Origin of the sequence: Pseudomonas sp. OV226, assembly GCF_003148705.1 — a bacterium.
Classification (GTDB): Bacteria; Pseudomonadota; Gammaproteobacteria; order Pseudomonadales; family Pseudomonadaceae; genus Aquipseudomonas.
Genome location: NZ_QGGS01000011.1, coordinates 38,494 through 64,012 on the forward strand (window position 1 = coordinate 38,494; position 25,519 = coordinate 64,012).

Annotated in this window: 22 protein-coding genes and 1 pseudogene; 20 read left to right on the forward strand and 3 right to left on the reverse strand. The window is 59.3% G+C overall.

Annotated features, from left to right (window positions below; genetic code table 11):
* Nucleotides 1-76 precede the first annotated feature (76 nt).
* The 20 genes and pseudogenes from C7534_RS18320 to C7534_RS18420 all read left to right on the forward strand — a co-directional run.
* Nucleotides 77-1,246, forward strand: a complete 1,170-nt coding sequence (locus tag C7534_RS18320; RefSeq protein ID WP_046032486.1) for a ribosomal protein uL16 3-hydroxylase — start codon at nucleotides 77-79, stop codon at nucleotides 1,244-1,246.
* Nucleotides 1,239-1,664, forward strand: a complete 426-nt coding sequence (locus C7534_RS18325; RefSeq protein ID WP_046032487.1) for a GNAT family N-acetyltransferase — start codon at nucleotides 1,239-1,241, stop codon at nucleotides 1,662-1,664. The genes C7534_RS18320 and C7534_RS18325 overlap by 8 nt, the downstream gene beginning before the upstream one ends.
* 216 nt (nucleotides 1,665-1,880) lie before the next feature.
* Nucleotides 1,881-2,642 carry a secretin N-terminal domain-containing protein gene (locus C7534_RS18330; protein ID WP_109786600.1) on the forward strand — a complete coding sequence of 254 codons (762 nt, stop codon included), beginning with the start codon at nucleotides 1,881-1,883 and terminating at the stop codon, nucleotides 2,640-2,642.
* 475 nt (nucleotides 2,643-3,117) lie between these two features.
* Entirely contained in the window at nucleotides 3,118-4,443 is a 1,326-nt protein-coding gene (aceA, locus tag C7534_RS18335) for an isocitrate lyase (protein ID WP_008032724.1), read from the forward strand.
* Between the two features lie 689 nt (nucleotides 4,444-5,132).
* Nucleotides 5,133-5,546 carry an NADH-quinone oxidoreductase subunit A gene (locus C7534_RS18340; protein WP_003223812.1) on the forward strand — a complete coding sequence of 138 codons (414 nt, stop codon included), beginning with the start codon at nucleotides 5,133-5,135 and terminating at the stop codon, nucleotides 5,544-5,546.
* Nucleotides 5,547-5,556: 10 nt separating this feature from the next.
* The gene (locus tag C7534_RS18345) at nucleotides 5,557-6,231 is read left to right on the forward strand and encodes a NuoB/complex I 20 kDa subunit family protein (protein ID WP_007946424.1); all 675 of its coding nucleotides are present in this window, start codon (nucleotides 5,557-5,559) and stop codon (nucleotides 6,229-6,231) included.
* A gap of 73 nt (nucleotides 6,232-6,304) precedes the next feature.
* Nucleotides 6,305-8,089 (forward strand): NADH-quinone oxidoreductase subunit C/D, encoded by a 1,785-nt coding sequence (nuoC, locus tag C7534_RS18350; protein ID WP_046032489.1) that lies wholly within the window; start codon nucleotides 6,305-6,307, stop codon nucleotides 8,087-8,089.
* A gap of 2 nt (nucleotides 8,090-8,091) precedes the next feature.
* Nucleotides 8,092-8,589 carry an NADH-quinone oxidoreductase subunit NuoE gene (gene nuoE / locus C7534_RS18355; RefSeq protein ID WP_008020715.1) on the forward strand — a complete coding sequence of 166 codons (498 nt, stop codon included), beginning with the start codon at nucleotides 8,092-8,094 and terminating at the stop codon, nucleotides 8,587-8,589.
* Complete coding sequence (gene nuoF / locus C7534_RS18360; protein WP_046032490.1) at nucleotides 8,586-9,941, forward strand: NADH-quinone oxidoreductase subunit NuoF; 1,356 nt, start codon at nucleotides 8,586-8,588, stop codon at nucleotides 9,939-9,941. The genes nuoE and nuoF overlap by 4 nt, the downstream gene beginning before the upstream one ends.
* Nucleotides 9,942-10,078: 137 nt before the next feature.
* The gene (nuoG, locus tag C7534_RS18365) at nucleotides 10,079-12,793 is read left to right on the forward strand and encodes an NADH-quinone oxidoreductase subunit NuoG (protein WP_109786601.1); all 2,715 of its coding nucleotides are present in this window, start codon (nucleotides 10,079-10,081) and stop codon (nucleotides 12,791-12,793) included.
* On the forward strand, nucleotides 12,790-13,797 hold the full coding sequence (gene nuoH, locus C7534_RS18370; protein WP_109786602.1) for an NADH-quinone oxidoreductase subunit NuoH: 1,008 nt from the start codon (nucleotides 12,790-12,792) through the stop codon (nucleotides 13,795-13,797). Before nuoG ends, nuoH begins: the two co-directional genes overlap by 4 nt.
* Before the next feature lie 12 nt (nucleotides 13,798-13,809).
* Nucleotides 13,810-14,355: an NADH-quinone oxidoreductase subunit NuoI gene (gene nuoI, locus C7534_RS18375; protein WP_007946418.1), complete on the forward strand. Its 546-nt coding sequence runs from the start codon at nucleotides 13,810-13,812 to the stop codon at nucleotides 14,353-14,355.
* 9 nt (nucleotides 14,356-14,364) lie between these two features.
* A complete protein-coding gene (gene nuoJ / locus C7534_RS18380) occupies nucleotides 14,365-14,868 on the forward strand; it encodes an NADH-quinone oxidoreductase subunit J (protein ID WP_033057072.1) in 504 nt (167 codons plus the stop codon).
* Between the two features lie 2 nt (nucleotides 14,869-14,870).
* Nucleotides 14,871-15,179, forward strand: a complete 309-nt coding sequence (gene nuoK / locus C7534_RS18385) for an NADH-quinone oxidoreductase subunit NuoK (protein ID WP_007946416.1) — start codon at nucleotides 14,871-14,873, stop codon at nucleotides 15,177-15,179.
* Complete coding sequence (gene nuoL, locus C7534_RS18390) at nucleotides 15,176-17,029, forward strand: NADH-quinone oxidoreductase subunit L (RefSeq protein WP_109786603.1); 1,854 nt, start codon at nucleotides 15,176-15,178, stop codon at nucleotides 17,027-17,029. Before nuoK ends, nuoL begins: the two co-directional genes overlap by 4 nt.
* A gap of 40 nt (nucleotides 17,030-17,069) precedes the next feature.
* Complete coding sequence (gene nuoM / locus C7534_RS18395) at nucleotides 17,070-18,602, forward strand: NADH-quinone oxidoreductase subunit M (protein ID WP_046032494.1); 1,533 nt, start codon at nucleotides 17,070-17,072, stop codon at nucleotides 18,600-18,602.
* A gap of 7 nt (nucleotides 18,603-18,609) precedes the next feature.
* Nucleotides 18,610-20,073 carry an NADH-quinone oxidoreductase subunit NuoN gene (nuoN, locus tag C7534_RS18400; protein WP_046032495.1) on the forward strand — a complete coding sequence of 488 codons (1,464 nt, stop codon included), beginning with the start codon at nucleotides 18,610-18,612 and terminating at the stop codon, nucleotides 20,071-20,073.
* A gap of 420 nt (nucleotides 20,074-20,493) precedes the next feature.
* Nucleotides 20,494-20,844, forward strand: a complete 351-nt coding sequence (locus C7534_RS18410) for a toxin (protein ID WP_046032496.1) — start codon at nucleotides 20,494-20,496, stop codon at nucleotides 20,842-20,844.
* The gene (locus C7534_RS18415; RefSeq protein WP_109786604.1) at nucleotides 20,834-21,148 is read left to right on the forward strand and encodes a helix-turn-helix domain-containing protein; all 315 of its coding nucleotides are present in this window, start codon (nucleotides 20,834-20,836) and stop codon (nucleotides 21,146-21,148) included. The genes C7534_RS18410 and C7534_RS18415 overlap by 11 nt, the downstream gene beginning before the upstream one ends.
* Before the next feature lie 176 nt (nucleotides 21,149-21,324).
* Nucleotides 21,325-22,260, forward strand: a pseudogene (locus C7534_RS18420) (OprD family outer membrane porin); the annotation flags it as partial.
* A 379-nt stretch (nucleotides 22,261-22,639) separates the two neighbouring features.
* Here C7534_RS18420 and C7534_RS18425 read toward each other — a convergent pair.
* From C7534_RS18425 to C7534_RS18435, 3 genes are read right to left on the reverse strand one after another with little or no spacing between them, the layout of a single operon-like run.
* Entirely contained in the window at nucleotides 22,640-24,382 is a 1,743-nt protein-coding gene (locus C7534_RS18425) for an ABC transporter substrate-binding protein (RefSeq protein ID WP_046032506.1), read from the reverse strand.
* Between the two features lie 47 nt (nucleotides 24,383-24,429).
* Nucleotides 24,430-24,702 carry a DUF2160 domain-containing protein gene (locus C7534_RS18430; RefSeq protein ID WP_046032507.1) on the reverse strand — a complete coding sequence of 91 codons (273 nt, stop codon included), beginning with the start codon at nucleotides 24,700-24,702 and terminating at the stop codon, nucleotides 24,430-24,432.
* A gap of 10 nt (nucleotides 24,703-24,712) precedes the next feature.
* Nucleotides 24,713-25,513 (reverse strand): carbohydrate ABC transporter permease, encoded by an 801-nt coding sequence (locus C7534_RS18435; protein WP_046032508.1) that lies wholly within the window; start codon nucleotides 25,511-25,513, stop codon nucleotides 24,713-24,715.
* Between the last annotated feature and the right edge of the window lie 6 nt (nucleotides 25,514-25,519).

A 25,519-nucleotide genomic window follows, 5' to 3' on the forward strand; every position in this document is an offset into this window, starting at 1 on the left:
GCCCCGCTTGAGACGCCCGGCAGCGCCGGGCGTTTTTATTCCTGTCTCAAAAGTGCTTTTTTTCAATAGGTTACACATGAATCCTGACATTCCTCTTCAACTTCTGGGCGGTATCACGGCACGCGAGTTCCTGCGCGACTACTGGCAGAAAAAACCGCTGCTGATCCGCCAGGCGATTCCTGATTTCGAAAGCCCGATCGACGCCGACGAACTGGCCGGCCTGGCGCTGGAAGAAGAAGTCGAATCGCGCCTGGTGATCGAGCACGGCGAGCACCCTTGGGAATTGCGTCGCGGCCCGTTTGCCGAAGACGAGTTCAGCAAACTGCCGGAACGCGAGTGGACCCTGCTGGTTCAAGCGGTGGATCAGTTTGTGCCTGAAGTGAGCGAGCTGCTGGAACACTTCCGCTTTCTGCCGAGCTGGCGCGTTGACGACGTGATGATCAGTTTCGCAGCCCCAGGTGGCAGCGTCGGTCCACACTTCGACAACTACGACGTATTCCTGCTGCAAGGCCATGGCAAGCGCAACTGGAAAATCGGCCAGATGTGCGATTCCGAGAGCCCACTGCTGCAACACGCCGACCTGCGCATCCTGGCGGAATTCGAAGAGACCGCTGAATGGGTCCTGGAACCGGGCGACATGCTGTATCTGCCGCCACGCCTGGCCCACTGCGGCGTGGCTGTCGATGATTGCATGACGTATTCCGTGGGTTTCCGTGCGCCGAGCGCCGCTGAAGTGCTGACCCACTTCACCGACTTCCTCAGCCAGTTCCTGACAGACGAAGAGCGTTACACCGACGCCGACGCCCTGCCAGCGGTTGATCCTCACCAGATCCAGCATGACGCTCTTGATCGCCTCAAAAGCCTGCTGGCCGAGCACATGAGCGACGAGCGTCTGCTGCTGACCTGGTTTGGCCAGTACATGACCGAGCCGCGCTATCCAGAACTGGTGGTCGGCCCGGAAGAGATCGAAGAAGACGACCTGCTCGCCAGCCTGGAGCAAGGTGCCGTACTGATCCGCAACCCAAGTGCGCGCCTGGCCTGGTCCGAAGTCGATGACGACTTGCTGCTGTTTGCCAGCGGCCAAAGTCGTTACCTGCCAGGCAAGCTGCGCGAACTGCTGAAGTTGATTTGCGCTGCCGACGCACTGCACATCGACAACCTCGGCGCGTGGCTGACCGATGAAGACGGTCGTGGCCTGCTGTGCGAACTGATCAAGCAAGGAAGCCTGGGGTTTGCTGATGAATAAAATTCACGTACGTGTCGCAGACTGGCAGAAGGATATCGCCGAGATCCGGCGCATTCGTGAGACGGTGTTCATCGCCGAGCAATCCGTTCCACCTGAGCTGGAATGGGATGCTGATGACGCAACCGCGGTGCATTTCCTGGCCTTCGAAGGCGACTTTCCGATAGGCACCGCCCGCCTGCTGCCCGATGGGCACATTGGCCGGGTCTCGGTACTCAAGGACTGGCGCGGCTTGAAGGTCGGCGATGCACTGATGCAAGCGGTGATCGGCGAAGCCGAAAAACGTGGGCTGAAGCAGCAAATGCTCAGCGCACAAGTGCAAGCCACGGCGTTCTATGAGCGCCTGGGTTTCAGCATGGTCAGCGAGGAGTTCCTGGAAGCCGGGATTCCGCATGTGGACATGGTGCGGCACTCCGCGTGAGACCGAAGCGCTGCCATCGCGGGCAAGCCCGGCTCCTACAGATTCAGCGCGATACCTGTAGGAGCCGAGCTTGCTGGTGATGAGGCCCGCAAGAACACACAAAACGCCCCACCATCTTCGGATGTCGGGGCGTTTTGCTGTCTAAAATTCAACTTGCCCCACGCCGGGCCGACAAACTGGCACTATCAACACTTCAAGATGTCGGAGATAACGGATATGTCCCTACGCACCCTGCTCACCACCTTGCTGTTGGCTTGCAGTTTTTCGGCCATGGCGGCCACCGAGATCGTGCCCCTGAGCTTCCGTACCAGTGCTGACATGCTGCCCATGGCGCAGGATTTCATTGGCAAGGAAGGACAGGTCAGCGCCTACGGCAATCAACTGATCATCAATGCCGATCAACGCAAAATCGACGAACTTAAAGCGCTGATCGCACAACTTGATACCCAGCCAAAACGCCTGCTGATCACCGTCGACACCAATGAAAACAACTTCCATGGCGATCAGGGCTACTCGGTAAACGGCGCCAAGCCGAGCCAGACCCGAATCATCAATCACAGCACTGACAGCCGTGACGGCGGCATCCAACAAGTCCAGGCCAGCGAAGGCACTCCCGCACTGATTCAGGTGGGCCAGAGCGTTCCACTCATCAGCTCGCAAACCGACTCCTACGGTGATTTGCGCAGCCAGACCGAATACCGCAACGTCACTCAAGGCTTCTACGTCACCGCCAGCGTCACCGGCGACATCGTTCACCTGGCAATCAGCACAAACCGTGACCGCATGAGCCAGGAACGGCCCGATGTAGTGAACGTGCAAAGTACCGACACAACTGTCACCGGACGCCTCGGTGAGTGGATCCTGCTGGCCGGGATGAACGGCCAGACCCAGGCCGACAAACAGGCCATGACCCGCAGCTACTCAACCCAGAGTCGCAACGACATGACTTTGCGGGTGAAAGTCGACACCTTGGACTAAAGCACCAAAAACTGACTGATTAGTCTTATTAGACCAAAGATGTAGTGCTTGAAAAAAAGCACTACAAAACGTTTGACGATCGAAAAAAGCAAAGGCATGATGGCCTCGCTCCCGCTAATCAGAGGCCCTGGCAAGGGCCTTCGAGGCGATGCTTGCACCTACCCCGCGAGCCGCTTCGTGTCTGTACCGCCCACAAGGTGTGTTTGACGAGGTTGCCGACTGGAACGAAGTTGTCCCGAGGGACGGAAGCGTAATTAGGTAACCCGGCTACTCACTGTAGTTCGCACCAAGGCCCACGATGCCCGAATGCGCTCGCCAGCTCGCCCTTACCTGCTCACTTCCCCTCGAGCCCATCGTTCATCCCGTCGCCACCCCCGCCAAATCCGACTTGACCGCCAAAGCTTCTGGTCAGCGCGCAGCATGAATTTTCCACAGCAGCACAACTTTCCGTAAAGACGCGACGAGGTTTATCTCCATGGCACTGACACGCGAACAGCAAATTGCAGCCCTCGAAAAAGACTGGGCTGAAAACCCACGCTGGAAAGGCGTGACACGCGCTTACTCCGCTGCTGACGTCGTCCGCCTGCGTGGCTCGGTTCAACCTGAGCACACCTTTGCAAAACTGGGCGCCGAGAAGCTCTGGAACCTGGTTACCCAGGGTGCCAAGCCGTCCTTCCGCCCTGAGAAAGATTTCGTTAACTGCATGGGCGCCCTGACCGGCGGCCAGGCTGTACAACAAGTTAAAGCCGGTATCCAGGCGATCTACCTGTCGGGCTGGCAGGTTGCGGCGGACAACAACTCCGCTGAATCGATGTACCCGGATCAGTCGCTGTACCCGGTGGATTCGGTTCCAACCGTGGTCAAGCGCATCAACAACTCGTTCCGTCGTGCTGACCAGATCCAGTGGAAAGCCGGCAAAGGCCCGGGCGACGAAGGCTACATCGACTACTTCGCTCCGATCGTAGCTGACGCCGAAGCCGGTTTCGGCGGCGTACTGAACGCTTACGAGCTGATGAAGAGCATGATCGAAGCAGGCGCCGCCGGCGTTCACTTCGAAGACCAACTGGCTTCGGTGAAAAAATGCGGCCACATGGGCGGCAAGGTACTGGTTCCTACCCAGGAAGCCGTACAGAAGCTGACCGCTGCTCGCCTGGCCGCTGACGTTGCCGGTACTCCGACCATCATTCTGGCCCGTACCGACGCTAACGCAGCTGACCTGCTGACTTCCGATTGCGACCCGTACGACCAGCCGTTCGTCACTGGCGAACGTACCCAGGAAGGCTTCTACAAAGTGCGCGCCGGTCTGGACCAGGCCATCGCTCGCGGCCTGGCTTACGCTCCGTACGCCGACCTGATCTGGTGCGAAACCGCCAAGCCAGACCTGGACGAGGCTCGTCGCTTCGCTGAAGCGATCAAAAAGGAATACCCGGACCAACTGCTGTCGTACAACTGCTCGCCTTCCTTCAACTGGAAGAAAAACCTGGACGACGCGACCATCGCCAAGTTCCAGCGCGAACTGTCCGCCATGGGTTACAAGCACCAGTTCATCACCCTGGCCGGCATTCACAACATGTGGCACAGCATGTTCAACCTGGCGCACGACTACGCCCGCAACGACATGACTGCCTACGTGAAGCTGCAAGAGCAAGAGTTCGCTGACGCTGCCAAGGGTTACACCTTCGTGGCTCACCAGCAGGAAGTGGGCACCGGCTACTTCGACGACATGACCACCGTGATTCAGGGCGGCTCGTCTTCGGTAACCGCACTGACCGGTTCGACTGAAGAAGAACAGTTCCACTGATCTGCTTCACCTGAACAAGTGGCCGCTGCGGACCGAGTAAAAAGCTAACCGCAACGCTGCACATCTGACGCCCCGACTGGTTCGGGGCGTTTTTTTGCCTGTGATTTGTAGGCCATCACAACCCTGTAGCAGCTGCCGAAGGCTGCGTTCGAGGACGAAGTCCTCGCGAAACCATCCACCTTGTTGTGCCTGTTTCACCGTGCACTCGGGTTTTACGACTGCTGCGCAGCCGAACGCAGCCTTCGGCAGCTGCTACAGGGATCGTGCACGCCGGATTTTGTGCGGAAAATCATTGATCCTGAGCATTTTCCCGATTAGGAAAACAGGGTAAAACAACCCCGCTCGCTACTTGCAGTAACGCGCATATAAGGCAACTTCCTGATCGCCTACTCGCTAAACTGTTTAAAAATCACTGCAAACAATATTGATTATCATTTAGCCGCAACTATGTTCGTTACGCGCTGCGCAAAACATAATTAATGAAATCCCGGCTAATGCCCGAAGCGCATGGGCTGCGGGGCTTTGGAGGTGCGCTATGTCCTTATTCCTATAAATAATTTCGCTATAGGAATTTTACTTGCTGGGTGTTTAGCCATAAAATCAGCGGGATTGATTGCTGCGACATATCGTCACTGCGTTGTTACTTTTTTAAGCTCAGAGACCTTTGCTCTCTGTTAAGGATTACCAGCATGCCCGAAGCGACAGGACTCATGGCCCACAACTGGGGCTTTGCCATTTTCCTTCTGGGCGTCGTCGGCCTTTGCGCCTTCATGCTCGGCGTTTCCAGCCTCCTCGGGTCAAAAGCCTGGGGCCGCAGCAAAAACGAACCGTTCGAATCCGGCATGCTGCCTACAGGTGGCGCCCGTCTGCGGCTCTCAGCCAAATTCTATCTGGTCGCGATGCTCTTCGTGATCTTCGATATCGAAGCCCTCTTTCTCTTTGCATGGTCTGTGTCCGTCCGCGAAAGCGGCTGGACCGGATTCGTCGAAGCTCTCGTTTTCATAGCAATTCTGTTGGCAGGCCTTGTCTACCTATTCCGAGTGGGCGCCCTTGACTGGGCTCCGGAAGCTCGTCGTAAGCGACAAGCGAAGCTGAAACAATGAGGCTTTGGCAATGCAATACAATCTCACCAGGATCGACCCCGATGCTCCTAACGAGCAGTATCCGATTGGCGAACGGGAAACCGTTTCCGATCCGTTAGAAGATCAAGTCCACAAAAACATTTTCATGGGCAAGCTCGAAGACGTGCTTAACGGCACGATCAACTGGGGGCGCAAGAACTCCCTGTGGCCGTATAACTTCGGTCTTTCGTGCTGCTACGTGGAAATGACCACCGCCTTCACGGCGCCCCACGACATCGCGCGCTTTGGCGCCGAGGTTATCCGGGCATCGCCGCGTCAGGCGGATTTCATGGTTATCGCCGGTACCTGCTTCATCAAGATGGCGCCGATCATTCAGCGTCTCTACGAGCAAATGCTCGAACCTAAATGGGTTATCTCCATGGGTTCGTGCGCCAACTCCGGTGGCATGTACGACATCTACTCCGTCGTTCAAGGGGTGGACAAGTTCCTGCCCGTGGACGTCTACGTGCCTGGCTGCCCGCCCCGTCCTGAAGCTTTTCTGCAAGGCTTGATGCTCTTGCAAGAGTCGATTGGACAGGAGCGTCGTCCGCTTTCCTGGGTCGTTGGTGATCAAGGCGTGTATCGCGCCGAGATGCCTTCCGAAAAGGAAAAGCGCCGCGAACAGCGAATCGCAGTCACCAACCTGCGCAGCCCCGACGAAGTCTGATCCAGATCTGCTTCTTTCTATAGAACGAGAACCTGGCTTCATTCTTTACGTTGACCGAAAGCGATAAATAACCATGACTACAGGCAGTGCTCTGTACATCCCGCCTTACAAGGCAGACGACCAGGATGTGGTCGTCGAACTGAACAACCGTTTTGGCCCGGAGGCGTTCACCGCCCAACCTACCCGCACCGGCATGCCGGTGCTTTGGGTTGCGCGTGCCAAACTCGTCGAAGTCCTGACATTCCTGCGTAACCTGCCCAAGCCGTACGTCATGCTCTATGACCTGCACGGCGTGGACGAGCGTCTGCGCACCAAGCGTCAAGGGCTGCCAAGTGGCGCCGACTTCACTGTGTTCTACCACTTGATGTCGATCGAACGTAATAGTGACGTAATGATCAAGGTCGCCTTGTCCGAGGGCGACCTCAACGTGCCGACCGTGACCGGTCTGTGGCCGAACGCCAACTGGTACGAGCGTGAAGTGTGGGACATGTACGGCATCAACTTTGCCGGTCACCCGCACCTGACCCGCATCATGATGCCGCCAACCTGGGAAGGTCACCCGCTGCGCAAGGACTTCCCGGCCCGTGCCACCGAGTTCGACCCGTTCACCCTGAACCTGGCCAAGCAACAGCTTGAGGAAGAAGCCGCGCGCTTCAAGCCTGAAGACTGGGGCATGAAGCGTTCCGGTGCGAACGAGGACTACATGTTCCTCAACCTCGGTCCCAACCACCCTTCCGCGCACGGTGCGTTCCGCATCATCCTGCAGCTGGACGGTGAAGAGATCGTCGACTGCGTGCCGGACGTCGGTTACCACCACCGTGGTGCCGAGAAAATGGCCGAGCGTCAGTCCTGGCACAGTTTCATCCCGTACACCGACCGTATCGACTACCTCGGCGGCGTGATGAACAACCTGCCGTACGTGCTCTCGGTCGAGAAGCTGGCCGGCATCAAGGTGCCCGAGAAGGTCGACGTCATCCGCATCATGATGGCCGAGTTCTTCCGTATCACCAGCCACCTGCTGTTCCTGGGGACTTACATCCAGGACGTCGGCGCCATGACCCCGGTGTTCTTCACGTTCACCGACCGTCAGAAGGCGTACACGGTGATCGAAGCCATTACCGGTTTCCGTCTGCACCCGGCCTGGTACCGCATTGGTGGCGTCGCTCACGACCTGCCGCGCGGCTGGGAAAAACTGGTTAAAGACTTCGTCGAGTGGATGCCAAAGCGACTGGACGAATACCAGAAAGCCGCCCTGGACAACAGCATCCTGCGTGGCCGGACCATCGGCGTCGCCGCCTACAACACCAAGGAAGCCCTGGAATGGGGCGTCACCGGTGCCGGCCTGCGTTCGACCGGTTGCGACTTCGACCTGCGTAAAGCTCGTCCATACTCCGGTTACGAAAACTTCGAATTCGAAGTGCCGCTGGCGGCCAACGGCGATGCCTACGACCGCTGCATTGTGCGCGTCGAAGAAATGCGCCAGAGCATCAAGATCATCGAGCAGTGCATGCGCAACATGCCGGAAGGCCCGTACAAGGCGGATCACCCGCTGACCACGCCGCCGCCGAAAGAGCGCACGCTGCAACACATCGAGACCCTGATCACGCACTTCCTGCAAGTTTCGTGGGGCCCGGTCATGCCGGCCAACGAATCCTTCCAGATGATCGAAGCGACCAAGGGCATCAACAGTTATTACCTGACGAGCGATGGCGGCACCATGAGCTACCGCACCCGGATTCGTACCCCAAGCTTCCCGCACTTGCAGCAGATCCCTTCGGTGATCAAAGGCAGCATGGTCGCGGACTTGATTGCGTACCTGGGTAGTATCGATTTCGTTATGGCCGACGTGGACCGCTAAGCATGAACAGCACGCTTATCCAGACAGACCGTTTCACCTTGAGTGAAACCGAGCGCTCGGCCATCGAGCACGAGCTGCATCACTACGAAGACCCGCGCGCGGCGTCGATCGAAGCCCTGAAGATCGTCCAGAAGGAACGTGGCTGGGTGCCGGACGGCGCCTTGTACGCCATCGGCGAGATCCTCGGCATTCCGGCCAGCGACGTTGAAGGCGTGGCTACGTTCTATAGCCAGATCTTCCGTCAGCCAGTGGGCCGTCACATCATTCGCGTCTGCGACAGCATGGTCTGCTACATCGGCGGCCACGAGTCCGTGGTCAGCGAAATCCAGAGCAAGCTGGGCATCGGCCTGGGTCAGACCACCGCCGACGGTCGTTTCACCCTGCTGCCGGTCTGCTGCCTCGGCAACTGCGACAAGGCGCCGGCGTTGATGATCGACGACGACACTTTCGGTGATGTGCAGCCTGCCGGCGTTGCCAAATTGCTCGAGGGCTACGTATGACCCTGACTTCCTTCGGTCCTGCCAACCGCATCAAGCGTTCGGCCGAGACTCACCCGTTGACCTGGCGTCTGCGTGACGACGGCGAAGCCGTGTGGCTCGACGAGTACCAGGCCAAGAACGGTTACGCCGCAGCGCGCAAGGCCTTCGCCGACATGGCTCAGGACGATATCGTCCAGACCGTGAAAGACTCCGGCCTCAAAGGTCGCGGCGGTGCAGGCTTCCCCACTGGCGTGAAGTGGGGCCTGATGCCCAAAGACGAATCCATCAACATCCGTTACCTGCTGTGCAACGCGGATGAAATGGAACCGAACACCTGGAAAGACCGCATGCTGATGGAGCAACTGCCCCATCTGCTGATCGAAGGCATGCTGATCAGTGCTCGCGCGCTGAAAACCTACCGTGGCTACATCTTCCTGCGTGGCGAGTACACCACCGCCGCCAAGCACCTGAACCGTGCCGTGGAAGAAGCCAAGGCAGCAGGCCTTTTGGGCAAGAACATCCTGGGCAGCGGCTTCGATTTCGAGCTGTTCGTCCACACCGGTGCCGGGCGTTACATCTGCGGTGAAGAAACCGCACTGATCAACTCCCTCGAAGGCCGCCGCGCCAACCCGCGCTCCAAGCCGCCCTTCCCTGCCGCCGTTGGCGTTTGGGGCAAGCCGACTTGCGTGAACAACGTGGAAACCCTGTGCAACGTCCCGGCGATCATCGCCGACGGCGTGGACTGGTACAAATCGTTGGCCCGCGAAGGCAGTGAAGACATGGGCACCAAGCTCATGGGCTTCTCCGGCAAGGTCAAGAACCCGGGCCTGTGGGAATTGCCGTTCGGCGTCACCGGTCGCGAGTTGTTCGAAGACTACGCCGGCGGCATGCGCGACGGTTACAAGCTCAAGGCCTGGCAGCCAGGCGGCGCCGGTACCGGTTTCCTGTTGCCGGAACACCTGGACGCACAAATGTACGCCGGCGGCATCGCCAAGGTGGGCACCCGTATGGGTACTGGCCTGGCCATGGCGGTCGACGACAGCGTCAATATGGTTTCCCTGCTGCGCAACATGGAAGAGTTCTTCTCCCGCGAATCCTGCGGCTTCTGCACCCCGTGCCGTGATGGTTTGCCGTGGAGCGTCAAGCTCCTGCGTGCGATCGAGAACGGTGAAGGGCAAGCCGGCGACATCGAGACCCTGCTGGGTCTGGTCGGCTTCCTCGGCCCAGGCAAGACCTTCTGTGCTCACGCACCGGGCGCCGTGGAGCCGTTGGGCAGCGCAATCAAATACTTCCGCCATGAGTTCGAAGCCGGCATCGCGCCTGTCAGCGCCGTCGTCCCGCCTCTGGCAAGGCCGATCGTAGTCGGCGCTTAACGCTTAAAAAAGGCGAACGGTCCGTGCCGTTCGCCTTCTCGTGTGATGACGCCTTGAACGGCTGTGTTGATTCACGCGAATAACAAGATTCCATTAGCCACGCCCGCTGACACCGGGCCAACGAAGAACTTTGAACCATGGCCACTATCCACGTAGACGGCAAAGAGCTCGAAGTCGATGGGGCAGACAACCTGTTACAGGCATGTCTGTCGCTAGGCCTCGATATCCCGTATTTCTGCTGGCACCCAGCCCTAGGCAGCGTTGGCGCTTGCCGCCAATGCGCGGTCAAGCAGTACACCGACGAAAACGACACCCGCGGTCGTATCGTCATGTCCTGCATGACCCCTGCAACCGATGGCACCTGGATCTCCATCGAAGATGAAGAATCCAAAGCCTTCCGCGCCAGTGTTGTTGAATGGCTGATGACCAACCACCCGCACGACTGCCCTGTGTGCGAAGAAGGCGGTCACTGCCACCTGCAAGACATGACGGTAATGACCGGCCACAACGAGCGCCGTTACCGCTTCACCAAGCGTACTCACCAGAACCAGCAACTGGGCCCGTTCATTTCCCACGAAATGAACCGCTGCATCGCTTGCTACCGCTGCGTGCGCTTCTATAAAGACTACGCCGGCGGCACTGACCTCGGTGTGTTCGGCGCCCACGACAACGTGTACTTCGGTCGCGTTGAAGATGGCACCCTGGAAAGCGAGTTCTCCGGCAACCTCACCGAGGTCTGCCCGACCGGCGTGTTCACCGACAAGACTCACTCCGAGCGCTACAACCGCAAGTGGGACATGCAGTTCTCGCCGAGCATCTGCCATGGCTGCTCCAGCGGTTGCAACATCTCCCCGGGCGAGCGTTACGGCGAACTGCGTCGTATCGAAAACCGTTTCAACGGTTCGGTAAACCAGTACTTCCTGTGCGACCGTGGCCGTTTTGGCTATGGCTACGTCAACCGCGAAGACCGCCCGCGTCAGCCACTGCTGGCCAACGGCGCCAAGCTGAGCCTCGACGAAGCGCTGGACAAAGCCGCTGACCTGCTGCGCGGTCGCAACATCGTCGGTATCGGTTCGCCACGTGCCAGCCTCGAAAGCAACTACGCGTTGCGCGAACTGGTCGGCGCCGAGCACTTCTACTCCGGTATCGAAGCGGCCGAGCTGGAGCGCATTCGTCTGGTCATGCAGGTGTTGAAAGACAGCCCGCTGCCGATCCCGAACATGCGCGACATCGAAGACCACGACGCCGTGTTCGTCCTCGGTGAAGACCTGACCCAGACCGCAGCCCGCATGGCCCTGTCCCTGCGTCAATCGGTCAAAGGCAAAGCCGAAGACATGGCCGACGCCATGCGCGTTCAGCCTTGGCTCGACGCCGCCGTGAAGAACATCGGTCAGCACGCGATGAACCCGCTGTTCATCGCCAGCCTGGCTGAAACCAAGCTCGACGACATCGCCGAAGAGTGCGTTCACGCCGCTCCCGACGACCTGGCCCGCATCGGTTTCGCCGTGGCTCACGCCCTCGACGCCAGCGCTCCGGCCGTTGAAGGCCTGGACGCTGAAGCCCTCGAACTGGCCAAGCGCATTGCCGACGCCCTGCTCGCCGCCAAGCGTCCATTGATCATCGCCGGTACCTCGTTGGGTTCCAAAGCGCTGATCGAAGCCGCCGCGAACATCGCCAAGGCTCTGAAGCTGCGCGAGAAAAACGGTTCCATCAGCCTGATCGTGCCAGAGGCCAACAGCCTCGGCCTGGCCATGCTCGGTGGCGAATCGGTCGACGCCGCGCTGCAAGCCGTGATCGACGGTAAAGCCGACGCCATCGTCGTGCTGGAAAACGATCTGTACACCCGTACCGACAAAGCCAAGGTCGATGCTGCCCTGACCGCCGCCAAAGTGGTGATCGTGGCCGACCACCAGAAGACCGCCACCAGCGATCGCGCGCACCTGGTTCTGCCAGCCGCCAGCTTCGCTGAAGGCGACGGTACGCTGGTCAGCCAGGAAGGCCGCGCCCAGCGCTTCTTCCAGGTGTTTGATCCGAAGTACATGGACGCGAGCATCCTGGTTCACGAAGGCTGGCGCTGGCTGCATGCCCTGCGCGCAACCCTGTTGAACCAGCCGATCGACTGGACCCAACTGGACCACGCCACCGCTGCCGTTGCTTCCAGCACTTCGATTCTGAACCCCATCGTCGATGCCGCACCGTCCGCCACGTTCCGCATCAAAGGCATGAAGCTGGCCCGCGAACCACTGCGTTACTCCGGTCGTACCGCCATGCGCGCCGACATCAACGTGCACGAACCGCGTACTCCGCAAGACAACGACACCGCGTTCAACTTCTCGATGGAAGGTTACTCGGGCTCGGTCGAACCACGTCAGCAAGTGCCATTCGCCTGGTCTCCGGGCTGGAACTCGCCGCAAGCCTGGAACAAGTTCCAGGACGAAGTCGGTGGTCACATCCGCGCTGGCGACCCGGGCACCCGCCTGATCGAAAGCACCGGTGACTCGCTGAACTGGTTCGCCAGTGTTCCGCGTGCGTTCAACCCGGCTCCGGGCACCTGGCAGGTTGTGCCGTTCTTCCACCTGTTCGGCAGCGAAGAGACCTCTTCGAAAGCCGCGCCGGTTCAGGAACGCATTCCAGCCGCCTACGTCGCTTTGGCCAAGTCCGAAGCCGACCGCCTGGGTGTCAACGACGGCGCCATGCTCAGCTTGAACGTCGCTGGCCAGACCTTGCGTCTGCCGCTGCGCATCAACGAAGAACTGGGTGCCGGTCTGGTTGCATTGCCTGCGGGCATCGCCGGCATTCCGCCAGCGATCTTTGGCAAATCCGTTGACGGTCTGCAGGAGGCAGCGCAATGACTTGGTTCACTCCTGAAGTGATCGCCGTGATCATCTCGGTCATCCAGGCCATCGTGATTCTGCTCGCCGTGGTGGTGTGCGGCGCGCTGCTGAGCTGGGTCGAGCGTCGTTTGCTCGCCCTCTGGCAGGACCGTTACGGTCCGAACCGCGTCGGCCCGTTCGGCGCGTTCCAGATCGCGGCCGACATGATCAAGATGTTCTTCAAGGAGGACTGGACCCCGCCGTTCGCCGACAAGATGATCTTCACCCTGGCACCGGTCGTGGCCATGAGCGCCCTGCTGATTGCCTTCGCGATCATCCCGATCACCCCGACCTGGGGCGTGGCGGATCTGAACATCGGTATCCTGTTCTTCTTCGCCATGGCCGGTCTGTCGGTCTACGCGGTGTTGTTCGCCGGTTGGTCGAGTAACAACAAGTTCGCCCTGCTGGGCAGCTTGCGGGCCTCGGCGCAAACTGTGTCGTACGAAGTGTTCATGGGCCTGTCGCTGATGGGCATCGTGATCCAGGTCGGCTCGTTCAACATGCGCGACATCGTTGATTACCAGGCTCAGAACCTGTGGTTCATCATTCCGCAGATCTTCGGTTTCCTGACCTTCTTCATCGCTGGCGTGGCCGTGACTCACCGTCACCCGTTCGACCAGCCGGAAGCGGAACAGGAACTGGCCGACGGTTACCACATTGAATACGCCGGCATGAAATGGGGCATGTTCTTCGTCGGTGAGTACATCGGCATCGTGCTGATCTCGGCGCTGCTGGTGACCTTGTTCTTCGGTGGCTGGCACGGCCCGTTCGGCATCCTGCCGCAGATCCCGTTCATCTGGTTTGCACTGAAAACCGCGTTCTTCATCATGATCTTCATCCTGCTGCGCGCCTCGATTCCGCGCCCACGGTATGACCAAGTGATGGACTTCAGCTGGAAGTTCTGCCTGCCGCTGACCCTCGTCAACATGCTGGTGACCGCTGCGATCGTGTTGCTCAACACGCCCGCCGTCGCGGCTCAGTGAGGATAGAGAATCATGAAGTACATATTTGACATCGTGCATGGCTTCTTCACCCAGCTTCGCAGCCTGGTGATGATTTTCGGCCACGCCTTCCGCAAGCGCGACACGCTGCAGTACCCGGAAGAAGCCGTGTACCTGCCGCCGCGCTACCGTGGCCGTATCGTCCTGACCCGCGACCCTGATGGCGAAGAGCGTTGTGTAGCCTGCAACCTGTGCGCCGTGGCATGCCCGGTGGGTTGCATCTCGCTGCAGAAAGCTGAAACCGAAGACGGTCGCTGGTACCCGGACTTCTTCCGCATCAACTTCTCGCGCTGCATTTTCTGCGGCCTCTGCGAGGAAGCCTGCCCGACCACCGCGATCCAGCTGACACCGGATTTCGAGATGGCCGAGTTCAAACGTCAGGACCTGGTTTACGAGAAAGAAGATCTGCTGATCTCCGGCCCCGGCAAAAACCCTGATTACAACTTCTATCGTGTTGCAGGTATGGCGATTGCCGGGAAGCCGAAAGGCTCCGCGCAGAACGAAGCCCAGCCGATCAACGTGAAGAGCTTGCTGCCTTAAGGAAGAAAGATGGAATTCGCTTTCTATTTCGCATCGGGTATCGCTGTGGTGTCCACGCTTCGCGTGATCACCAACACCAACCCTGTGCACGCCCTGCTCTACCTGATCATTTCGCTGATCGCCGTGGCCATGACGTTCTTCGCCCTCGGCGCACCGTTTGCCGGTGTACTGGAAGTGATCGCCTACGCTGGCGCCATCATGGTGCTGTTCGTGTTTGTGGTGATGATGCTGAACCTGGGCCCGGCCTCGGTTCAGCAAGAGCGCGTCTGGCTCAAGCCCGGTATCTGGCTTGGCCCGGTTGCTCTCGGCGCCCTGCTGCTGGTTGAACTGCTGTACGTGCTGTTCAGCCATTCCAGCGGCCAGGCCGTCGGCCACACTACCGTAGACGCCAAGGCCGTGGGCATCAGCCTGTTCGGTCCTTATCTGCTGGTGGTCGAACTCGCCTCGATGTTGCTGCTCGCCGCAGCTGTCACGGCGTTCCACTTGGGCCGCAACGAAGCCAAGGAGCAATGACGATGCCTGCTATCCCTATGGAGCATGGTCTGGCGGTCGCCGGCATCCTGTTCTGCCTCGGTCTGGTCGGCCTGATGGTCCGCCGCAACATTCTCTTCGTGCTGATGAGCCTGGAGGTCATGATGAATGCCTCCGCTTTGGCGTTCATCGTTGCCGGTAGCCGCTGGGCGCAGCCGGATGGACAGATCATGTTCATCCTGGTGATCAGCCTGGCAGCCGCCGAGGCCAGTATTGGCCTGGCGATTCTGTTGCAGCTGTATCGCCGCTTCCACACTCTCGATATCGACGCTGCCAGCGAGATGCGCGGATGAATCTTCTCTATCTGACTTTCGTATTCCCTCTCATAGGTTTCCTGCTGCTGGCGTTTTCACGCGGCCGCCTCTCGGAAAACCTGTCGGCGCTGATCGGCGTCGGTTCCATCGGTCTGTCGGCCATCGTCACGGCTTACGTGATCTGGCAATTCAAGGTAGCCCCGCCTGAGGGCGGTCACTACACCCTGGTGTTGTGGCAGTGGATGGCGGTGGAAGGCTTTACGCCGAACTTCGCGCTGTACCTTGATGGCCTGTCCGTGACCATGCTCGGTGTGGTCGTGGGTGTCGGCTTCCTGATCCACCTGTTCGCGTCCTGGTACATGCGCGGTGAAGCCGGTTACTCGCGTTTCTTCGCCTACACCAACCTGTTTATCGCCAGCATGCTGTTTCTGGTCCTGGGCGATAACCTGTTGTTCCTGTACTTCGGCTGGGAAGGCGTGGGCCTGTGCTCGTACCTGTTGATCGGTTTCTACTACAGCAACCGCAACAACGGTAACGCGGCACTCAAGGCGTTCATCGTCACCCGTATCGGCGACGTGTTCATGGCCATCGGCCTGTTCATCCTGTTCGCTCAACTGGGTACGCTGAACGTCCAGGAACTGCTGGTGCTGGCACCGCAGAAATTCCAGGCTGGCGACTTCTGGATGGTCATGGCCACCCTGATGCTGCTGGGCGGCGCTGTCGGTAAATCGGCGCAACTGCCGCTGCAAACCTGGCTGGCGGACGCGATGGCCGGTCCTACTCCGGTTTCGGCACTGATCCACGCCGCAACCATGGTAACCGCCGGTGTCTACCTGATCGCCCGTACCCACGGCCTGTTCACCCTGGCGCCGGAAATCCTGCACCTGGTAGGCATCGTCGGTGGCGTGACCCTGGTCCTCGCCGGTTTCGCAGCCCTGGTCCAGACCGACATCAAACGTATCCTCGCCTACTCGACCATGAGCCAGATCGGCTACATGTTCCTGGCGCTGGGCGTTGGTGCGTGGGATGGCGCGATCTTCCACCTGATGACCCACGCCTTCTTCAAGGCGCTGCTGTTCCTTGCCTCCGGTGCGGTGATCGTTGCCTGCCACCACGAGCAGAACATCTTCAAGATGGGCGGCCTGTGGAAGAAACTGCCGCTGGCCTACACCAGCTTCATCGTCGGCGGCGCGGCACTGTCTGCCCTGCCACTGGTGACCGCAGGCTTCTACTCCAAGGACGAAATCCTCTGGGAAGCGTTCGCCAGCGGCAACCACGGTCTGCTGTACGCAGGTCTGGTCGGCGCGTTCATGACCTCGCTGTACACCTTCCGCCTGATCTTCATCGCGTTCCACGGTGAAGCGAAGACCGAAGCGCACGCCGGTCACGGTATTGCTCACTGGCTGCCACTGTCGGTGCTGATCGTGTTGTCGACTTTCATCGGCGCGATGATCGTTCCGCCGCTGCACGGTGTACTGCCAGAAAGCGTCGGCCATGCCGGCGGCGAAGCCAAGCACAGTCTGGAAATCGCGTCGGGCGCCATCGCCCTGGCCGGTATCCTGCTGGCCGCGCTGCTGTTCCTCGGCAAGCGTCGTTTCGTCACCGCCATCGCCAACAGCGGCATCGGCCGTTTCCTTTCGGCCTGGTGGTTCGCTGCCTGGGGCTTCGACTGGATCTACGACAAACTGTTCGTCAAGCTATACCTGGCGATCAGCCACGCACTGCGCAGAGACCCGCTCGACCAGACCATCGGTCTGATCCCGCGTATGGCCAAAGGTGGTCACACCGCCCTGAGCCGTACCGAAACCGGTCAACTGCGTTGGTACGCAGCATCGATGGCAGCCGGCTCCGTGCTGGTCATCGGCGCCATCGTGCTGGTAGCGGTCTGAATATGAACCTTGCGAACTTGCGAAAGGAATTGAGCCCGTCATGATTCTGCCTTGGCTAATCCTGATCCCCTTCATCGGCGGCCTGCTGTGCTGGATGGGTGAGCGCTTCGGCTCTACCCTCCCGCGCTGGATTGCGCTGTTGACCATGACCCTGGAACTCGCACTCGGCCTCTGGCTGTGGGCCCACGGTAACTACTCATTTGCACCGGCGCCTGGCGCCGATCCGACCTGGGCGCTTGAGTTCAAGCACATCTGGATCCAGCGCTTCGGCATCAGCGTCCACCTGGCCCTCGACGGCCTGTCGCTGCTGATGATCCTGCTGACCGGTCTGCTGGGTATCCTCTCGGTACTGTGCTCGTGGAAAGAGATTCAACGTCACGTTGGCTTCTTCCACCTGAACCTGATGTGGATCCTGGGCGGTGTCGTCGGCGTGTTCCTCGCCCTCGACCTGTTCATGTTCTTCTTCTTCTGGGAAATGATGCTGGTGCCGATGTATTTCCTCATCGCGCTCTGGGGTCACAGTTCTTCGGACGGCAAGAAAACCCGGATCTACGCGGCGACCAAGTTCTTCATCTTCACTCAGGCGTCCGGCCTGATCATGTTGGTGGCGATCCTGGGTCTGGTCCTGGTCAACTTCAACAGCACTGGCGTGATTACCTTCAACTACGCCGACCTGTTGAAAACCAAGATGTCGATGACCACCGAGTACATCCTGATGCTCGGCTTCTTCATCGCTTTCGCGGTCAAGCTGCCCGTCGTACCGTTCCACTCCTGGTTGCCTGACGCTCACGCCCAGGCGCCAACCGCAGGTTCGGTCGACCTGGCCGGTATCTTGTTGAAGACAGCTGCTTACGGCCTGCTGCGTTTCGCCCTGCCGCTGTTCCCGAATGCGTCGGCCGAGTTCGCGCCGGTTGCCATGAGCCTGGGTCTGGTCGGGATCTTCTACGGTGCGTTCCTGGCCTTCGCCCAAACCGACATCAAGCGTCTGATCGCCTACTCCTCCGTTTCCCACATGGGCTTCGTGTTGATCGGCATCTACTCCGGCAGCCAACTGGCGCTGCAGGGCGCGGTGATGCAGATGCTGGCGCACGGTCTGTCGGCCGCGGCACTCTTTATCCTCAGCGGTCAGTTGTACGAACGCACTCACACCCGCGACATGCGTGAAATGGGTGGCCTCTGGTCGAAGATCGCTTACCTGCCGGCCATCAGCCTGTTCTTCGCCGCCGCGTCCCTGGGCTTGCCGGCTACCGGTAACTTTGTGGGTGAGTTCCTGATCCTGATCGGCACGTTCCCGAGCGCTCCATTGATCACTATCCTCGCGACGTCCGGCCTGGTGTTCGGTTCGGTCTACTCGCTGATCATGATCCACCGTGCCTACTTCGGCCCGTCCAAATCGGACGCGGTGCTGCATGGCATGGATGGTCGCGAACTGATCATGGTGGTCGGTCTGGCAGCGTTGCTGATTTTCATCGGCGTGTACCCGCAGCCGTTCCTCGACACCTCTGCCGCGACGATGCATGGCGTGCAGCAGTGGCTTGGCACCGCCTTCACTCAACTCGCTTCGGCCCGGTAAGAGCGCTATGGAATTCACGACTCAACACTTTATCGCGCTAGCGCCGTTGTTGATCACCAGCGCCACGATCATCGTGGTGATGCTGGCGATCGCCTGGCGCCGCAACCACTCGCAGACCTTCCTGATTTCCGTGGCGGGCCTGAACCTGGCGTTACTGTCGATCCTGCCAGCCTTGAAAGTCGCGCCCCTGGCGGTGACCCCACTGCTGCAGATTGATAGCTTCGCTTGCTTGTACATGGCGCTGATCCTGGTCGCCACCCTCGCTTGTGTAACCCTCGCCCACGCCTACCTCGGCGATGGCGGTTCGGGTTACCCGGGCAACCGTGAAGAACTTTACCTGCTGATTCTGATGTCCGCCGCCGGTGGCCTGGTACTGGTCAGCGCGCAGCACCTGGCCGGGTTGTTCGTCGGTCTGGAACTGCTTTCGGTACCGGTCTACGGTCTGGTGGCGTATGCCTTCTTCAACAAGCGTTCGCTGGAAGCCGGTATCAAGTACATGGTGCTGTCGGCTGCCGGTTCCGCGTTCCTGTTGTTCGGTATGGCCCTGCTGTACGCCGACTCCGGCTCCCTGAGCTTCGTCGGTATCGGTCAGGCCCTGGCGGCTACCGGTCTGCCAAGCTCGCTGGCACAACTGGGCCTGGGCATGATGCTGATCGGTCTGGCGTTCAAGCTGTCGCTGGTACCGTTCCACCTCTGGACCCCGGACGTTTACGAAGGTGCTCCGGCGCCGGTTGCAGCGTTTCTCGCTACCGCTTCCAAGGTTGCTGTGTTCGCCGTGATGGTGCGTCTGTTCCAGATCTCTCCAGCGGCAAGCAGTGGTGTGCTGAGCGACGTACTGACCATCATCGCCATTGCGTCGATCCTGTTCGGTAACCTGCTGGCACTGACCCAAAGCAACCTCAAGCGTCTGTTGGGTTACTCGTCCATCGCGCACTTCGGCTACCTGCTGATCGCCCTGGTGGCGAGCAAGGGGCTGGCCGTGGAAGCCATCGGCGTGTACCTGGTCACCTACGTGATCACCAGCCTGGGCGCGTTCGGCGTGATCACCCTGATGTCCTCGCCGTACAACGGCCGTGACGCGGATGCCCTGTACGAATACCGCGGCCTGTTCTGGCGCCGTCCGTACCTGACCGCCGTGCTGACCGTGATGATGCTGTCCCTGGCCGGTATCCCGCTGACCGCGGGCTTCATCGGCAAGTTCTACATCATCGCGACTGGCGTCGAGTCGCATCAGTGGTGGCTGGTCGGCTCCCTGGTACTGGGCAGCGCCATCGGCGTTTTCTACTACCTGCGTGTGATGGTCACTCTGTTCCTGATCGAGCCGAACCTGCGTCGCCACGATGCACAACTGCACTGGGAACAACGTGCAGGCGGCGTGATGCTGCTGGCCATCGCCGCACTGGCGTTCTTCCTGGGCCTGTATCCGCAGCCGTTGCTGGTGCTGGTTCAGCAGGCGGGTCTGGCGGGTTGATCGCTTAAGCGACACTCGGTAGAAAACAGAAACGGCGCCTTCGGGTGCCGTTTTTGCGTTTATACCTTCACAGTTTCTTCACCATGGGCACGCAGGCCAGTTGAAGTCCGAAGGAGGCATGGTAGATCGCAAGCTCCTCCCCCCAGATAAAAATGCGTTCCCATGAGTACACCGTAACCGTCCTCAGCCGAACCCTAGATCCAGTCCAGCATTTGCTGCTCGCTGGAGGCATTGTTCCGACACTTCATTTGCGACGTCTCCCCTCTCTTTGATCGAACGTTCTCACCACACCGGTCGACTCGTCCTACAGGTGTTTTTGCGACCGGGATCTATCTTGAGAACAGGGACGAAAAGGACGGCTTCTATGCCTTGACCTATTCGGTTATCGACACAACACTATACGCAGGCAACGTACAGAACATGGATGCTCTTTTTATCGAATTACCTGCGTTTCAGAAACACCGAGACGACTATCTGGATGACGATCTGTTTCGCAGCTTTCAGCTGGAACTGCTGAAAAACCCAGCAGCGGGAGATCTCATTGAGGGTACAGGTGGGCTGCGCAAAATCCGCTTCTTCGATCAACGTCGCGGCAAGGGCAAGCGCAGTGGACTGCGGGTGATTTATTACTGGTGGTCAGGCTTCGAGCAGTTCTGGCTGTTCACCGTGTACAGCAAAAACGAGCACGACGATCTGTCGCCGGCCCAGAAAAAACTGTTCAGACAAATGCTAAATAGAGAAATCAATACGAGAACCCACTATGAAACGTGACATTTTTTCCGAACTGATCGAAGGCCTCGACGCCTTGGCCGACGAGCGCCAAGGCAAGATCACGCTGCGAACCCACAAGGTTCAATTGCCGAAACTGATGCCGATCACTGCCGAGGAAGTGGTCGCCATCCGCCAACAGCTCAACCTCTCCAGGTCGGTGTTCGCGATGTATCTGCGCACCAACACCCGCACCCTCGAAAACTGGGAACAAGGACGGGCAACACCCAATGCTCAAGCCACGACATTGATCCGCCTCGTTGAACGCTTCCCGCAAACCATCGAGCAGCTCGCAGCCTTGACCTGACCCACCGAGGTTTCAACCCGACCCACATGACGAAATTGTAATTTCCCCATCACCTTGGCGTTATCCGCAGCTTGTAACGATGTCACCCGGCGACCATGCCGGCGGGCCTTTGTCCGCCGAACAATAAAACCCATGCCGAAGCACGTTCCCGTTCTGCCGAACCCAAGGAGTGATTGATGGTTAACCATACAAAAATGTCGATGGCCGCTTTAGCGGTGGTGATCGGCTCCGGGCCGTCCATGGTGTTGGCGCAAGATAAAGCCGAGGGGTTTGTCGAAGGCAGCAGCCTGACGGTGCTCAACCGCAACTTCTACTTTAATCGTGATTACCGCAAAGGCCAGTCCAGCCCCACCGGCAATGGCTACTCCGAAGCCTGGGCCCAGGCCATCATCAGCAAGTTCGAATCCGGTTACACCCAAGGCACCGTCGGGTTCGGGATCGATGCGTTTGCGATGATCGGCTTGAAACTCGATACCGGTGACGGTCGCAACGGTGGCAACAGTTCGTTCGACGTGCTGCCGGTCGACAGTGACGGCCAAGCGCAGGACGAATACACCAAGGTCGGTGGCGCCGCCAAAGTCCGGGCCTTTGACACGGAGATAAAAATCGGCGACGTGTTCCCCGCCACCCCGGTCGTCGCGGCAGGTGACTCGCGGTTGCTGCCGGAAAGTTTCCGCGGCGTCACGGCCACCAACACCAGTATCGAAGGCTTATCGGTTCAGGGCGGTCGGTTGCATGCCATGAGCCAACCGGTGTCCAGCGACCTGCGCGAGAACTTCGCGACGTTTTACGCCGGCCCGGTCAATTCGCCGTGGATCGCTTACGGTGGCGGCGACTACGCGCTGAACCAGAACCTCAGTGTCAGCCTGTACTCCAGTCGCCTCAAAGACGCCTGGAATCAATACTACGCCGGCACCGCTTGGACTTACCCGTTGATGGACGACCTGTCGTTGTTTGGCGGCCTTAACTATTACAAGGCCGTCGACGAGGGCAAACAATTACTCGGCCAGTTCGACAACAACATCTGGAGCGGTCGGGTTGGCGTGAAACTCGGCGCCCATTCCGTCGCGCTGTCGCACCAGCGCAACAACGGCACCAGACTCCATAGCTATAACGACTACCTGTCGCCAATAGCCATGGAGCAAAAAGCGGCATAAACACCGTAATCGGTGTCCGAGATTACTTGACCAGTTCAGGCTCGCCCGCGATGGCGCCGGCACCTTCAGCATCCTCACCGACTGACCCACCGCTATCGCGGGCAAGCCCGGCTCCCACAGGGTTAAGGGTGTAGCTCTCTGAGGTATCAGACTTGAGATTTTCGCTGCCCGAACCACCGCTATCGCGGGCAAGCCCGCTCCCACAGTGATCACCGTCGTCCGTGGAATGTGTGAACACCACTGAAACCTGTGGGAGCGGGCTTGCCCGCGAAGACGGTGGAACAGGCCCAAACAAAAACGGCACCTTTCGGTGCCGTTTGCATTTCACAACAGCTTACTTACGCGCATCCGCCCACGATTTCAGCAGTTCGTTGTAGCTCACGGTCTCCCCTTTCGGTTTCTCGTTCGCCAGTTTTGGTTTCGGTGCGCCCGGTTGGTCGAACCAGTACTGTGCATCGCGCTCCGGGTTCATTTTCGGTGCGCAGGTGAGCTGCGCCTTGGAACGTTCCAGACGGGTCATGATGGCGTCCTGATCCTTGGCCAGGCCATCCAGGGCTTCTTGCGGGGTTTTGTCGCCACTGGCGGCTTCGGCGATGTGGCTCCACCACAGTTGTGCCAGGCGTGGATAGTCCGGCACGTTGGTCCCGGTCGGGGTCCATTGCACACGGGCCGGGCTGCGGTAGAACTCGACCAGACCACCGAGTTTCGGTGCCAGGTCGGTCATCGCTTGCGAGTTGATGTCCGATTCGCGGATCGGTGTCAGGCCAACGATGGTTTTCTTCAGCGACACGGTTTTCGACGTCACGAACTGCGCATAGAGCCAGGCAGCAAGTTTCTGTTTCTCAGGCGTGGACTTCATGAATGTCCACGAACCCACGTCCTGATAACCCAGTTTCATGCCCTCTTCCCAGTACGGACCGCGCGGCGACGGCGCCATGCGCCATTTCGGCGTGCCATCGGCGTTCACCACTGGCAGGCCTGGCTTGGTCATGTCGGCGGTAAAGGCGGTGTACCAGAAGATCTGCTGGGCGATGTTGCCTTGGGATGGGACCGGGCCGGATTCGGAGAAGGTCATCCCGGCGGCTTCCGGTGGCGCGTACTTTTTCAGCCAGTCCACGTACTTGGTGGTGGCGAACACCGCTGCCGGACCGTTGGTGTCGCCACCACGCGTCACGCTGGAACCCACCGGATGGCAATCCTCGACACGAATGCCCCACTCGTCCACCGGCAAACCGTTGGGCAGGCCCTTGTCGCCGCCACCGGCCATGGAGAACCAGGCGTCGGTGAAACGCCAGCCCAGGGACGGGTCTTTCTTGCCGTAGTCCATGTGCCCATAGACGCGCTTGCCGTCGATTTCCTTGACGTCTTCGCTGAAGAATTTGGCGATGTCTTCATACGCCGACCAGTTCACCGGTACGCCCAACTCGTAGCCGTATTTCTCCTTGAACTTGGCTTTCAGCTCCGGCCGCTCGAACCAGTCGGCGCGGAACCAATAGAGGTTGGCGAACTGCTGGTCGGGCAGTTGGTAGAGCTTGCCGTCCGGGGCCGTGGTGAAAGACGTGCCAATGAAGTCCTTGAGGTCCAGCGTCGGCGACGTGAAGTTCTTGCCTTCGTTCGCCATCAGGTCGGTGATCGCTTCAGTCTTGCCGTAGCGAAAATGCGTACCGATCAGGTCCGAGTCGTTGACCCAGCCGTCATAAATGCTCTTGTCCGACTGCATCACCGTCTGCAGCTTCTCCACCACGTCGCCTTCTTGCAGCAGGTCGTGGGTGACTTTGATCCCGGTGATCTCGGTGAAGGCCTTGGCCAACACTTTGGACTCGTATTCGTGAGTGGTCAGGGTTTCCGAGACGACCTTGATGTCCATCCCGCGAAACGGCTCGGCGGCCTTGATGAACCACTTCAACTCCGCGAGTTGCTGATCGGCCGTCAGGGTGGACGGTTTGAACTCGTCGCCAATCCATTTCTTCGCAGCGTCTTCATAGGCGTCGGCCCAGGCCGAAGCGCTCAACCCACTGAGTGCCAGCATGGCTGCCAATGAAATGCTATGTCGCAGCTTATTGTTTTTGTCGAACATAGAGACCTCCTGTTTGATTTTCGGAGCAACATTGCCGAGCGATTCGACTAGCCCCAACGCATCACAGCCAACAGCCACACCAGGGACAACGCGGACGCTACCCAGATGCTCCAGTCGGTGACGCCAATTACCAGCAAATGCAGGTAGGCGCTGCCGAGAAGACCGATAAACAGCCGATCGCCACGGGTGGTGGCAATCGGCAAGAAACCTCGTTTGAGAATGCTCGGCGAGCGCAACTCCCAGGTCGTCATGCCCACCAGGATCAGGGCAATGACACAGAAGAACGCCGCCGTGGGACCGGTCCAACTCATCCATTCCATCATCAGCTCCTCATACCCGACCCAGGGCAAAGCCCTTGGCCACGTGGTTGCGAACAAACCAGATCACCAGCATGCCCGGCAGAATGGTCAACACCCCCGCCGCTGCCAGCACGCCCCAATCGATGCCGGATGCCGAGACCGTGCGGGTCATCACCGCGGCAATCGGTTTGGCGTTGACCGACGTCAGCGTGCGCGCCAAGAGCAGTTCAACCCAGGAAAACATGAAGCAGAAAAACGCCGTGACACCGATGCCGGAACCGATCAGCGGGATGAAAATCTTGACGAAGAACTTGGGAAAACTGTAGCCATCGATGTAGGCGGTTTCGTCGATTTCCTTGGGAACGCCGGACATGAAGCCTTCAAGAATCCACACCGCCAGCGGTACGTTAAACAGGCAGTGAGCCAGTGCCACGGCGATGTGGGTGTCGAACAACCCGATCGAGGAATACAGCTGGAAGAACGGCAACAGGAATACGGCGGGTGGCGCCATGCGGTTGGTCAGCAGCCAAAAGAACAGGTGCTTGTCGCCCAGGAAACGGTAGCGTGAAAACGCATACGCCGCCGGCAACGCCACGCTCAGGGAGATCACCGTGTTCAGGCTCACGTAATACAGCGAGTTGAGGTAACCGGTGTACCAGGCCGGATCGGTGAAGATCACCTTGTAGTTGTGGAAAGTGAAATCCTGGGGAAACAGCGTCAGGCCACCGAGGATTTCGGTGTTGCTCTTGAAGGACATGTTCAGCAGCCAGTAGATCGGCACCAGCAGGAACAGGATGTAGATCAGCAGCGGGATGAGCTTTCTTTTACTCATGGCGGG